Source organism: Amycolatopsis keratiniphila, from assembly GCF_000400635.2.
GTDB lineage: Bacteria > Actinomycetota > Actinomycetes > Mycobacteriales > Pseudonocardiaceae > Amycolatopsis > Amycolatopsis keratiniphila.
On sequence record NC_021252.1, the window covers coordinates 5,599,421 to 5,611,540 of the forward strand.

General features: G+C 70.6%; 11 protein-coding genes. 2 read left to right on the top strand and 9 right to left on the bottom strand.

The annotated features are described in order from the left end of the window. Window positions 1–13: 13 nt before the first annotated feature. Window positions 14–691 (bottom strand): GntR family transcriptional regulator, encoded by a 678-nt coding sequence (locus tag AORI_RS66160; RefSeq protein WP_016335367.1) that lies wholly within the window; start codon window positions 689–691, stop codon window positions 14–16. A 147-nt stretch (window positions 692–838) separates the two neighbouring features. Here AORI_RS66160 and AORI_RS66165 point away from each other — a divergent pair, with 147 nt between their 5' ends. After that, window positions 839–2,281 (top strand): NCS1 family nucleobase:cation symporter-1, encoded by a 1,443-nt coding sequence (locus AORI_RS66165; protein WP_016335368.1) that lies wholly within the window; start codon window positions 839–841, stop codon window positions 2,279–2,281. Next, window positions 2,281–3,000: an aspartate/glutamate racemase family protein gene (locus AORI_RS66170; protein ID WP_016335369.1), complete on the top strand. Its 720-nt coding sequence runs from the start codon at window positions 2,281–2,283 to the stop codon at window positions 2,998–3,000. Before AORI_RS66165 ends, AORI_RS66170 begins: the two co-directional genes overlap by 1 nt. Before the next feature lie 188 nt (window positions 3,001–3,188). Here AORI_RS66170 and AORI_RS66175 read toward each other — a convergent pair whose 3' ends face one another. The 8 genes from AORI_RS66175 to AORI_RS66210 all read right to left on the bottom strand — a co-directional run bounded on the left by AORI_RS66175 (window position 3,189) and on the right by AORI_RS66210 (window position 12,081). Then, window positions 3,189–4,136, bottom strand: a complete 948-nt coding sequence (locus AORI_RS66175; protein ID WP_016335370.1) for a copper transporter — start codon at window positions 4,134–4,136, stop codon at window positions 3,189–3,191. After that, window positions 4,133–5,317: a putative cytokinetic ring protein SteA gene (gene steA, locus AORI_RS66180; RefSeq protein ID WP_016335371.1), complete on the bottom strand. Its 1,185-nt coding sequence runs from the start codon at window positions 5,315–5,317 to the stop codon at window positions 4,133–4,135. The genes AORI_RS66175 and steA overlap by 4 nt, the downstream gene beginning before the upstream one ends. A 103-nt stretch (window positions 5,318–5,420) precedes the next feature. Beyond that, a complete protein-coding gene (gene recN / locus AORI_RS66185) occupies window positions 5,421–7,217 on the bottom strand; it encodes a DNA repair protein RecN (protein ID WP_037348283.1) in 1,797 nt (598 codons plus the stop codon). A 104-nt stretch (window positions 7,218–7,321) separates the two neighbouring features. After that, window positions 7,322–8,233: an NAD kinase gene (locus AORI_RS66190; protein ID WP_016335373.1), complete on the bottom strand. Its 912-nt coding sequence runs from the start codon at window positions 8,231–8,233 to the stop codon at window positions 7,322–7,324. Continuing rightward, window positions 8,230–9,045, bottom strand: a complete 816-nt coding sequence (locus tag AORI_RS66195; protein WP_016335374.1) for a TlyA family RNA methyltransferase — start codon at window positions 9,043–9,045, stop codon at window positions 8,230–8,232. The genes AORI_RS66190 and AORI_RS66195 overlap by 4 nt, the downstream gene beginning before the upstream one ends. Window positions 9,046–9,049: 4 nt before the next feature. Further along, window positions 9,050–9,229: a hypothetical protein gene (locus AORI_RS66200; protein ID WP_016335375.1), complete on the bottom strand. Its 180-nt coding sequence runs from the start codon at window positions 9,227–9,229 to the stop codon at window positions 9,050–9,052. Window positions 9,230–9,305: 76 nt separating this feature from the next. Next, window positions 9,306–10,295 (bottom strand): HAD-IIA family hydrolase, encoded by a 990-nt coding sequence (locus tag AORI_RS66205; RefSeq protein ID WP_016335376.1) that lies wholly within the window; start codon window positions 10,293–10,295, stop codon window positions 9,306–9,308. Continuing rightward, a complete protein-coding gene (locus AORI_RS66210; RefSeq protein WP_016335377.1) occupies window positions 10,288–12,081 on the bottom strand; it encodes a hypothetical protein in 1,794 nt (597 codons plus the stop codon). The genes AORI_RS66205 and AORI_RS66210 overlap by 8 nt, the downstream gene beginning before the upstream one ends. Between the last annotated feature and the right edge of the window lie 39 nt (window positions 12,082–12,120).

The following is a 12,120-nucleotide window of genomic DNA, read 5'->3' on the forward strand; positions in this document are numbered from 1 at the left end:
TGACATGTCCGTTTCAGCCCGCGGAGCGTTCTCCGTCATCTTCGGGGAACAGCGTCTTCAACGTCACGTCGCGGTTGACCCGCACATGCTCGACGGCGTGGGCGCGCGCACGGTCGGCGTCACCCGAAGCGATCGCGTCGTAGAGGCGGCGATGCTCGTCGAGCAGTTCGCCCCAGTGCTCGTTCTGGCTGGTCAGCCAGCGCAGCCTGCCCTCGAGCGGGCGGAGGATCTCGTGCAGCAGGCCGTTGCCGGCGAGCGCGACGATCTGGTCGTGGAAGCGGGTGTTGAGCAGGGTGATGCGGGCCGGGTCGCCGCTCTCGGTCGCGCGGGCGGCGTCAGTGAGCAGCCGTTCGAGCGTGCGGAGTCCGGCTTTGCCCGCCCGCTCGGCGGCCAGCCCGGCGGCGAGCCCTTCGAGCGCCTCACGGACGTCGAACAGCTCCTCGACGTCGGCCCTGGCCAGCTGGCGCACGACGATCCGGCGGGGCGACTGGACGGCGAGGAATCCTTCGGCCTCCAGGCTGCGGATGGCTTCGCGCACCGGCACGCGCGAGACGCCGAGATCCTCGGCGAGTTCGCGTTCGACCAGCCTGTCCCCCGGCTTCAGCCGTCCGGCGAGGATACGTTCACGCAGCTCGTCGCGGACCCGCTGGCGGGTCGCGGCCAGCGGCTGACGCTGTCCTTCCTCGGCCACCTGACCCCCTCTTCAACACTGCCGTAACAGCTCGTAACCCGAGTTTATCGGCAGAAACCTTGACGACGGGCCACCGCGGGGTGATATTTGGGATGCCAAATTTTGGGATACCAAATCGACCGGACTCCCCGTCGATCGGAGGCCCGCATGACCGCCGCCCCAGCAACCCGGTCCGAAGCGCCTACCACCGAGAACGCCGATCCCCGGCTCTGGAACGAAGACCTCGCCCCGGCGAAAGAACGCCGCTGGAAGGTTTACGACATCTTCGCGCTGTGGATGTCGGACGTGCACAACCTCGGCAACTACACCTTCGCGGCGGGCCTGTTCGTCCTCGGGCTCTCGGCGTGGCAGGTGTTCACCGCCTTGCTGACCGGCTTCGTGCTCATCTACTTCGGCATGAACCTGATGGGCCGGATCGGCCAGAAGACGGGCGTCCCCTTCCCCGTCGTCGCCCGCATCAGCTTCGGCACCTTCGGCGCGAACCTGCCCGCGCTGATCCGCGCGATCATCGCGATCTTCTGGTACGGCATCCAGACCTATCTCGCCTCCGTGGCCATCACGCTGCTCGTCCTCGCGATCGATCCGGGGCTGAAACCGTTGACAGAGGTGGGTTTCCTCGGGCTGCACGCGCTCGGCTGGATTTGCTTCATCGCGCTGTGGCTCGCGCAGGCGCTCGTGCTCACCCGCGGCATGGAGGCCGTGCGCAAGTTCCAGGACTGGTGCGGCCCCGGCATCTGGGTCGTGATGATCGCGCTCGCCGTGTGGATCCTAGCCGCGGCCGACTGGAACATCTCCTTGACCAGTAACCCGAAGGCACTGTCCACAGGGGAGCAAGTACGGCAATGGTTCGGCGCCGTCGGCCTGATCCTGTCCATCTACGGCACCCTGATGCTCAACTTCTGCGACTTCTCGCGGTTCGCCCCGAACCAGAAAACGGTGCGGCGCGGCAATTTCTGGGGTCTGCCGATCAACTCGACGGCGTTCGCGCTGCTGTCCGTACTGGTCACGGCGGGCAGCCTCCAGGTGTTCGGTGAGGCCATCACCGACCCCGCCGAACTGCTGGCCCGCATCGACAACACCCCCGTCCTGATCATCGGCGCGCTGACCTTCGCGATCGCCACCATGGGCGTGAACATCGTCGCGAACTTCGTCTCCCCCGCCTACGACCTGGCCAACATCTGGCCGAAACGGATCACCTTCACCATCGGCGGGATGATCAGCGCGGTCGCGGCGTTGTGCGTGCTGCCGTGGAAGCTGTACTCGTCGCCCGCGGTGGTCAACTACTTCCTCGGCGGCCTCGGGGCCTTCCTCGGCCCGCTGTTCGGCATCATGATCGTGGACTACTACCTGGTGAAACGCGGCCGGATCGACGTGGGCAAGCTGTTCGTGGCCGGACCCGATTCGCCGTACCACTACAAACGCGGGTTCAACCCGCGGGCGATGGTCACCTTCCTGCCCACGGCGGCGCTGTCCGCGATCATCGCGCTGGTGCCGTTCTTCGCCCCCGCCGCGCCGTATTCGTGGTTCATCGGCACCGCTTCCGCCGCGGCCCTCTATTTCGTGGTGTCGCGCAAGCAGCGGGTCGCGTGATGCGGATCCTGGTCACCAACTGCAACACCACCGAGGCGATGACCAAGGAGATCGAGGCGGGTGCCCGCGCCGCCGCGAGCCCGGGCACCGAAATCCTGGCCAGAACACCGTCGTGGGGCCCGGAATCCGCCGAGGGCTGGCTGGACAGCTTCCTGAGCGCCGCGGCCGTCCTCGACCTTCTCAACGGGCTGGACGAACCCTTCGACGCGCTCGTGATGGCCGGTTTCGGCGAGCACGGACGGGAAGGCGCCAGGGAACTGCTCGACGTCCCGGTCGTCGACATCACCGAGGCCGCCGCGCATCTGGCCTGTCTGCTGGGAAGACGCTACGGCGTCGTGACCACATTGGACCGGACGTGCGGGCTCATCGAGGACAGCCTGCACGCCGCGGGCGTCGCCCAGAACTGTGTCGGAGTCCTCGGCGCGGGGCTCGGCGTCCTCGAACTGACCGACGAACGCCGGACGGAATCGGCCCTGCTGACCGCCGGACGCCGCGCCCGCGACGCGGGGGCGGAAGTCCTGGTCCTCGGCTGCGCGGGAATGACGGGGCTCGATCGCCGGATCTCGGCGATGCTGGACATCCCGGTGATCGACGGCGTCGCCGCCGCCGTCCGCCTCGCCGAATCGCTGGTGGCCCTGAACCTCAAGACCAGCCGGGCCGGTTCCTACGCCCGCCCACTCCCGAAAACCCGCCTCTGGCCCCACATTGCCGAGGGGTGACGCGACGTCTGATGTCCCGAAAGTGGCTTTCGCGACACAGTTGCCCGGGCGAACCCCGTCTCACGAGCCAGACCGCCAGCGCCGGGAATGAAGGGGTCTTTCCCCGCATCCAATGCGGGGAAAGACCCCTTCACCACAGCGGGCACTCCGCCCGGGTACCGCATCCAGAGGACGAAATGCGAAAGGGGTCAGTTGCCGGCGGCGGCGATCCCGGGGGCCGGGGCCTGCGCGTTGCCGGCGATGCCGTAGCGCCCGGCACCGCCTTCGAGTTGCTCCCGCAGGGCCATGATCGTGGTGACCCGGCCCGCCGCGGTCTCCGCGTTGTCCACAGTGGACAGGATGGAGGTCGACGAGGTGTCGGCGCGGACGACCCCGATCGCGCCGGTGCCATCGGCGGATCCCGCGTCGCCCGCCAGGACGGTGCCCGCACCGGAACGGTCGAGCTGCGCGGCGAACCGCGCGATGGTCGACGCGCGGTCACCGGCGCCGTCCCCGGTGTACTTGGAACCGGTGAGCACGATCGCGAGCTGCGCGGGCTTCACGTCCCCGCCGGTCTTGAGGAATCCGCCGTCGGTGAGCCCGCCGAGCGCGGCCGCCAGCTCCACCGGGGTGGACTGCGGCTGCGCGTTGTCCTTGTTCAGCAACGCCACGGAGCCGATCAGCGCGCCCGCGAGGGTGCCTGGGTCGCCCGCGGTCGGGAACTGCACACCGGCGGGCTGAAGACGCGACACGACGTCACGCAGCTGATCCGACCGCATCGGGTCGGAGAACGCCTCGGTCAGCTGGATCTCACCGGTGACCGAAGCACCGGCCTGCCCGACGAGCTGCTTAAGCGCGTCGCGGTCCGCGGGCTTCGCGTCCTCGGTGGTCACCAGCACCACCGAACGCTTGTCCAGCTGCCCCGCGACGACCTTCGGCCCCATCGCGCCGGCGAACGCGTCCGCGTCACCGAGCCTGGCGTTGAGCGAATTGCGCTGCGCCTCCAGATCCGCGACCTGGGAACCCAGATCCTCCTTCTGGCTGGCGAGACCCGAAAGCAGGGAACCGTTCAGCGCCGTCGATCCGAGCACCACGCCGATGGCGAGCGCCAGGAAGCAGGCGGCGATGGAAACGATGTGGTACCGCAGTGAAATCACGTGAAGAGTCCCTTGCCCCAGGCGATGAACGAGTTCCAGGTGTCGCGGATCCAGTCGAGGTACACCGAACCCACATCGGACACCAGCAGCGCGGCCGCGACGGCCACCAAGGTCGCGACGACCAGCAGGACGACGGCGCCGATGGACACCCGGCTGCGGTGCAGGGTCGCGACCGCCTTGCCGTCGACCAGTTTCGTGCCGAGCTTGAGCCTGGTGAGGAACGTCGACGGGTTCGACCCGGACCGGCCGTGGTCGAGGAATTCCCGCAGTGTCGCCTGGAATCCGACGGTGACCACCAGGCTCGCCTCGTGCGCGTCGGCCAGCAGCAGCGCCAGATCCTCGGCGTTGCCCGTCGCGGGGAAGGTGACCGCGCCGATCCCGAGATCCTGGATGCGCTCGACACCCGGCGCGTGCCCGTCCGGCTGCGCCGGGACCACGACCTCGCCGCCGCTGCGCAGCGTCTCGGCGCCGATGCCGTGCGGGTCGCCGACGATGACGTCCGGCTGATAACCCTGCGCGCGCAAGGTGTCCGCCCCGGCGTCGACACCGATCAGCACCGGCCGGTGCTCGGAGATGTACTTCTTCAGCTTCTTGAGGTCTTCGGCGTGCCCGTTGCCGCCCGCGACCACGAGAGCGTGCCGATCCCGCAGCGGGACACGGATCTCCGGGACGCCGACGCCGTCGAGGATGAGGCTGCGTTCCCGGCGGAGGAATTCGATCGTGTTCGCGGAGAACGCCTCCAGCTGGGTGGACATCCCGGCCTTGGCCTCGATCATCTGATCCGCGACGCTTTCCCGCGTCTGCTGGACACCCGAACCGAGCTGCCGCTCTCCGATGTAGACGACGCCCTCGTGCAGGCGGAGTTTCGTGCCGTCCTTGACCTTGCGCAGCAGTTCGCCGCCGACCGAATCGACCAGCGGGATCCCCGCCTCGAGCAAGATCTCCGGGCCCAGGTTGGGGAACCGGCCGGAGATCGACGGCGAAGCGTTCACCACCGCCGCGACTTCGGCCTCCACCAAGGCATCGGCCGTCGACCGGTCGAGGTCGAGCTGGTCGAGGACGACGATGTCGCCCGGGCTCAGCCGGCGGAGCAGCTCACGCGTACGCCTGTCGACCCTGGCGACGCCGGTGATCCCGGGGAGGGTCTCTTGGTTACGCGAGAGCAAGCCGGTGAGCTTCATGCGACCGATAGTGACAAATCCGCGCGGGCTTCTGCGTCCGCCACGCCGATGGAAACACGCCGATTAACCCACACCGGATCGGGCCACCCGGTCGTGACAGGGGCTACTTCGCCTTCTTTCGCTTCCCACCGCGACGGGCTTTGGGCTTGTCCGGCGCGCTCTTGTCGGCCTCGGCGACGGCGAGCAGTTCCTCCGCGTGCGCCCGGCCGGTCTCGGTGCTTTCCATCCCGGCGAGCATGCGCGCGAGCTCGACGACGCGCTCCGACTGTTCGAGCACGCGCACCCCGCTGCGGGTCACCCCGCCGCTGGTGCCCTTGTCCACCACCAGATGCTGATCGGCGAACGCGGCCACCTGCGGCAGGTGCGTGACCACCAGGACCTGGTGACTACGCGCCAGCCGCGCCAGCCGCCTGCCGATCTCGACCGCCGCGCGGCCGCCGACCCCGGCGTCGACCTCGTCGAACACCAGTGTCTGCACGGTGTCCGCGTGGGCGAGGACGACCTCGATCGCCAGCATCACGCGGGAAAGCTCACCGCCGGATGCGGCCTTGTGCACCGGAAGCGGCGGAGCGCCGTTGTGCGCCCGCAGCAGCAATTCGACGTCGTCGACGCCGTCCGGCCCGGCGTGCACGAGCCTGCCGCCGACCTTCACCGCGTGCGCGTCGCTCTCGTCGACGGTGCGCCGCTCGACGGTGATCTCGATCTCGGCCTGTCCCATGGCGAGCCCGGACATCTCGGCGGTGATCGCCTCGGCGAGTTCGGCGGCGGCCTCGACCCGCGCTTCCGACAGCGTGAGCGCGTGTTCCGCCAAGGTGACGGCGAGTTCGTCGCGGCGTTTGGCCAGCTCGGCCAGCGCCTCCTCGGAGGTGTCCATCGTGGACATCCGGCGGCGGGCGTCGTCGGCCCAGGCGAGCACGCCGTCCACGTCCGCCGCGTATTTACGGGTGAGCCGCTTCAGATCGGCCTGGCGCGCGAGCACCTTCTCCAGCAACGCTGGATCGGCGTCGAGCGTTTCGAGATAGCTGCCCAGCTCGGCGCCCACTTCGGACAACAGCACCGAAGCCTCGTCCAGCCGGGGACCGAGCTCACGCAGGACGGCGTCCTCGGAACCGGTCAGGTGGCGGCTCGCCTCCCCGATCAGCCCGACCGCGCCGGGCGCGTCCGGGTCGCCGTCGGGCGAACCCGAGACGGCGGCCTGCGCGGCACTCGCGGCGGACCGCAGTTCGTCGACCGCGGCGAGCCGCTTGATCTGCTCGGTGAGCTCGGTGTCCTCGCCGGGCTCCGGCGCGACGGCGTCGATCTCGGCGAGCCCGTGGCGCAACAGGTCGGCCTGCTGGGCCATCTCGCGGGAGCGGGTGGAGCGCTCGGTCAGCTCGGCGACGACGGCGAGCCATTCGTCCCGGACCGCGCGGTACTGCTCGAGCGGCTCGGTGACGGCCTCACCGGCGAACCGGTCGATCACCGCTCGCTGCTCGGCGGGCCGCAGCAGCCGCAGCTGATCGTTCTGCCCGTGGACCGCGATCAGCTGCTCGGACAGGTCGGCCAGCACACCGACCGGCACCGAACGGCCGCCGAGGTGGGCACGGGACCGGCCGTCGACCGAGACCGCGCGCAGCGCGATGACGCTGCCGTCCTCGTCGACCTCCGCCCCGGCGTCGGTGACGATCCGGGTGGCGCCCTCGGCACCGCCCAGCTCGAATCGGCCTTCCACGAAGGCCTTCAGCATTCCCGTCCGCACCTTGGACACTTCGGCTCGGCCGCCGGAGAGCAGGTGCAACCCGCTGACGACCATCGTCTTGCCCGCACCCGTCTCACCGGTGACCACGGTGAAGCCCGCGTGCAGTTCCAGCAGGGCGTCCTCGATGACTCCGAGGCCCTGGATGCGCATCTCGGCCAGCACGACGCCCACCGTAGCGGCCCACCCCGACCATTCCCGCACCCGGCACGTCATGAAAGGGCCGTTCAAGACAGAAATTGTCCTGAACGGCCCTTTCATGACATCCGTCAGCGGGCGTGCCGCTCCCGCCAGCCCTTGATCGGCAACGAGAACTTGTGCACCAGCCGGTCGGTGAACGGGCCTTCCCACAACCGGACCAGGCGCACCGGCACCCGCCCGCAGGTGACCCGCACGGCCGCACCGGCGGGAAGATCGAAGGTCCGCGATCCGTCGCAGGTCAGGACCGCCGGAGAACCGTCCGGATCGATGGCGACGGTGATCTCCGAGTCCCGCGAGACGACCAGCGGCCGCGAGAACATCGCGTGCGCGTTGCTCGGGACCACCAGCAGGGCCTGGACGTCCGGCCAGATGATCGGCCCGCCCGCGGAGAACGCGTACGCCGTCGAGCCGGTCGGAGTGGCGCACAGGACACCGTCGCAGCCGAAGGACGACACGGGCCGCCCGTCGACCTCGATGAGCGCGTCCAGCACCCGCTCACGCGAGCTCTTCTCGACACTGGCCTCGTTGAGCGCCCACGTGTTGACGGTCTCTTCGCCGTCGACGGTGACGACGACGTCGACCGTCATCCGCTCTTCGACCTGGTAGTCGCCGTCGACGGCCCGCTGGACGGTGTCGGCGAGCTTGTCCGAATCGGCCTCGGCCAGGAAGCCGACGCGGCCGAGGTTCACACCGAGCACGGGGACCCCGTTCGGCCTGGCCAGCTCCGCGGCCCGCAGCAGCGTGCCGTCACCGCCGAGCACGAACACCAGCTCGGTGCCGGCGGCCGGATCCTGCTCCGGCGCCATCACCGTGCAGGGCGCGCCGATCCCGCCGTCCGCCTCCAGCATCTCGCGGACGTCCTCGTCGAGTACCCGCAGCCGCACACCGGCCTTGGCGAACCGGGCCGACACCTCGCGTCCCGCGTCCCGGGTCGCGTCCCGGTCCGGGTGCACGACGAGCAGCACCTCGCGATCGCTCATTGGGGTCCCTCCAGGACTGCGGTCCGGACGAGCCGCTCGGCGTCGGTGCCGGCGGTCTCCCCCGCTCCGCGGGTAAGCCAGACGAAGTATTCGACGTTCCCGGACGGCCCGGGGAGCGGGCTCGCCACGACGCCGCGCAGGCTCAGGTCCAGCTTCTCCGCCTCGGCGAGCACGCCGAGCACCGATTCGACCCGCAGCTCCGGGTCACGGACGACGCCGCCGCTGCCGAGCCGGTCCTTGCCGACCTCGAACTGCGGTTTCACCATCGGCACCAGGTCCGCGCCGTCCCGCGCGCAGGCGGCCAGCGCGGGCAGCACGAGTTTGAGCGAGATGAACGAGAGGTCCCCGACCACGAGATCGACCTGCCCGCCGAGGTCTTCCGGGGTCAGGTTGCGGACGTTCGTCTTGTCGAGGACGACCACGCGGTCGTCGGTGCGCAGCCGCCAGTCCAGCAGGCCGCGGCCGACGTCGGCGGCGATCACGGTGGCGGCGCCGTTGCGCAGCAGGACGTCGGTGAAGCCACCGGTCGATGCGCCCGCGTCGAGGCAGCGCTTTCCTTCGGTGGAAAGACCTTGCGGGGTGAAGACTTCGAGCGCGCCGAGGAGTTTGTGCGCGCCGCGGGAGGCCCAGCCGGGGTCGTCACCGTCGCGCACCACGATCGGCGCGCCGGACTCGACGCCGGTCGCGGGTTTGGTGGCCACCATCCCGCGGACGGTGACCTTGCCCTCGGCGATCAACGTCGACGCCTGCTCCCGGGACCGGGCGAGACCCCGCCGGACGAGCTCCGCGTCCAGGCGGGCGCGTTTGGGCACGCGGTCAGACCTTGTCGATGGTGGACAGCGCCACCGTCAGCTCGGTGTGCACGGCCTCGAACCGGTCGACGTGCTCCGAGAGCGGAAGCGCGGTGAGGTCGTCCAGACCGGCCACGGCTTCGTCGATGCCGGCCCGGGGATCCGTGTCCTGCTGCGCGAACTGGTCCGGCGGCGGTCCCGGCACCGGCGGCGGGCCGGGAACCGGGGGTCGCGGAACGGGGTGGAAGTGGTCTTGCACCCCACCAAGTTAGCAGCGCTGGTCAGGCGAGGCGCAGCTCGCCGAGCGCGGCGCGGGCGGTGTCGCCCACACCACGGACCTCGGTGATCCCCGACTCCCAGGCCGCCGCGCACAACGCCCGCAACAGGTCGAGGGAGTCGCCCTCACCGTCGGCTTCGAGCACGTCACCCTGTGCGGTGACACGCCAGCCGTCCTTGGGCCCGATCTCGAGCAGCTCCGCCCGGCTGCTCAGCCCGGACAGGTCCGCCGCGAGGTAGCGCGGCCGCTCCTCGGGCCTCGCCGCGATGAGGGACGCCGCGTCGGCGACACCGGTCAGGACGCACAGCGCGTCGATCCCGGCCGCGACCGCGCCCTCGATGTCCGTGTCCAGCCGGTCGCCCACGACAAGGGCACGCTCCGCGCCCGCGTCCCGCGCCGCCGTGGAGAAGAGCCCGGGCGCCGGCTTGCCCGCCACCAGCGGTTCGACGCCCGTGGCGTGGCGCAACGCGGCCACCATCGACCCGTTGCCCGGCAGGAGACCGCGCTCGCTGGGCAGGGTCGCGTCGACGTTGGTCGCCACCCACAGCGCGCCCGCGCGGATGGCGAGGCACGCCTCCGCGAGAGCGGCCCAGGTGTTCTCCGGGGAATGCCCCTGGACCACGGCGGCCACGTCCGGGCCGGCTTCGCGGACCGTCTCGAGGCCGACGGACTCGACCTCGGCGGCCAGCGAGTCCGTGCCCACGACGAGGACCACCGCACCCTGAGGCAGCCGCTCACCCAGAAGGGCGGCGGCGGCCTGAGAGCTCGTGTGGACCTCTTCGGGGGTGGCGGGCAGTCCGAGTGCCTCCAGGTGCGCGGAGACCTCCGCGGGCGCCTTGGAGGCGTTGTTGGTCACCCAACGGACCGCCGTGCCGTGGTCCCGGAGCGCCCGGAGTGCTTCCGGTGCGCCCGGGACCACTTTGCTGCCGTGATAGACCGTGCCGTCGAGGTCGAACAGGACCGCGTCGTACCCGGCCGACAGGGCGTCAGCCATTCGTGAGCTCCGCGGCGCGCTCGGCGGCGTCGGTCTCGTCCTCCTCGTCGGCCTCCGCCGCGTTCAGGAACCAGCGGATCGCCTCGTCCTTGCGGTCGGCCGCGGCGAGGTTGTCGGCGTAGGCGTAGAACAGCCGGGCGCTCCACGGGTCGCGCTTCTCCGCCTTGAGGTCGTCGCCCTGCAGGGAGACGACGGCGGCGTCGAGCTGACCGAGGTCCCGCCGGGCACCGGCGGCGACGATCGCGAGCTCGATCTGGGTCGCCTTGCTCAGGCGCTCCTTGTCGACCTCCTTCGCGAGGTCGAGCGCCCGCTCCGGACGGCCGATGGCGCGCTCCGCGTCGGCGATGATCGCGATGTGGTCGTCGGTCCGGGTCATCCGGCGGACGGCCCGCAGCTCGGACAGCGCCTCGGACCAGTTGCCCGCGTGGTAGGCGACCAGGCCGAGCGCCTCACGGACGATCGGGACCCGCGACGCCTTGGCCTTCGCGTACTTGGCGTGCTCCATGGCGGCTTCGGGGTCTTCGTCGACGAGCCCGCCGGCGGCGACAAGGTGCTTGCCGACGGTTTCGGCGAGTGCCTTGGGCAGGGTGCGCAGCTCCCGGCGGACCTCCTCGTCGAGATCGGAGAACTCGATGCCCTCGGGCAGCTCCGGAGCCTCGAGCAGCTCACGCGCCAAGGTCTCGTCGTCGACCGGCCTGTCTTCGGTGCGCGGCGAGGACCGGAAGTCCTTGCGGCCCTCGGAACGGTCACGCTGGGGACGGTCGTCGCGCTTGCGCTCGAACCGGCCTTCGCCGCCACGCCGATCGTCGTACCGCTTCTCCGGCCGGTCGCCGTAGGACTTGCGTTCGTAGCCGCCACCGCTGGGACGACGGTCACCCGAGGACGAGCCTCGCCGGTCGCCGTTGTACCCGCCGGAACGGGAACCGCCGCGGTCGTCACGGTCACGGTAGGACGGACGCCGGTCGTCGCGGTCGCCATAGGACTTGCCCTGGGGACGTCCTTCGTAGCGGTTGCCGGACGGGCGGTCGTCGGACCGGCCGCGGTTTTCCGAGCCGTAGCCGGAACGGGCCGGGCGGCTGTCGGAACGCTTCTCGTAGCGGCCCTCGGAACGGTTGTCCGAGCGGCTGTCCGAACGGTTGTCGTAGCGACGCTCGGGACGGCTGTCGGACGAGCGGTACCCGCCGCGATCGCCACCCCGGTTGTCCCGACGGTCGTCGGACCGGTAGCCACCGCGGTCGTCACTGCCCCGGCTGTCCGAGCGGTACCCGCCGCGATCGTTGCCGCCACGGTATCCACCGCGATCGCCGCCGCGGTTGTCCCGGCTGTCTCGGTTGTCGGAGCGGTATCCGCCACGGTCGCCACCGCGGTTGTCCCGACGGTCGTCGGACCGGTAGCCGCCACCCCGGTTGTCGCGACGCTCGTCCGAGCGGTAGCCGCCGCGACGGTCGTTGTCGCGGCCACCCGACGACCGGTCGTTGTTGTAGCGCGGGCGGTTCTCGTCGCGCCCCTGGCCACCGAAACGACCCCCGGACCGCTGGTCACGAGAGCCGTCGCCGCTGCGCGCGGGATAGCTGCCCGAACCGCGGGCACCGCGGGCACCGCGGTCGTCACGGCGAGGGCGGCCCTGGTAGCCGCCGTCGCGGCCGCCCCGGTCCTGCCTGCCGCCGGCGGAACCGCGCCGGTCACCTCGCTGCGCGTCAGACCGGCCTCCGCGGGGACTGTCGTCCCGGCGACCCGACCGGCCGGACGCGCCATCATCTGAGTCACGTCGACCGAACTCGGACACCTGGCCTCCTGCCACTATTGAAAAGTTTCGATACCGGCC

What these genes read in the sequence shown, in the direction of transcription:
- AORI_RS66165 (WP_016335368.1), top strand. Translation starts at nt 839, where the DNA reads ATGACCGCCGCCCCAGCAACCCGGTCCGAAGCGCCTACCACCGAGAAC.
- AORI_RS66170 (WP_016335369.1), top strand. Translation starts at nt 2,281, where the DNA reads ATGCGGATCCTGGTCACCAACTGCAACACCACCGAGGCGATGACCAAG.
- steA (WP_016335371.1), bottom strand. Translation starts at nt 5,317, where the DNA reads ATGAAGCTCACCGGCTTGCTCTCGCGTAACCAAGAGACCCTCCCCGGG.
- AORI_RS66190 (WP_016335373.1), bottom strand. Translation starts at nt 8,233, where the DNA reads ATGAGCGATCGCGAGGTGCTGCTCGTCGTGCACCCGGACCGGGACGCG.
- AORI_RS66205 (WP_016335376.1), bottom strand. Translation starts at nt 10,295, where the DNA reads ATGGCTGACGCCCTGTCGGCCGGGTACGACGCGGTCCTGTTCGACCTC.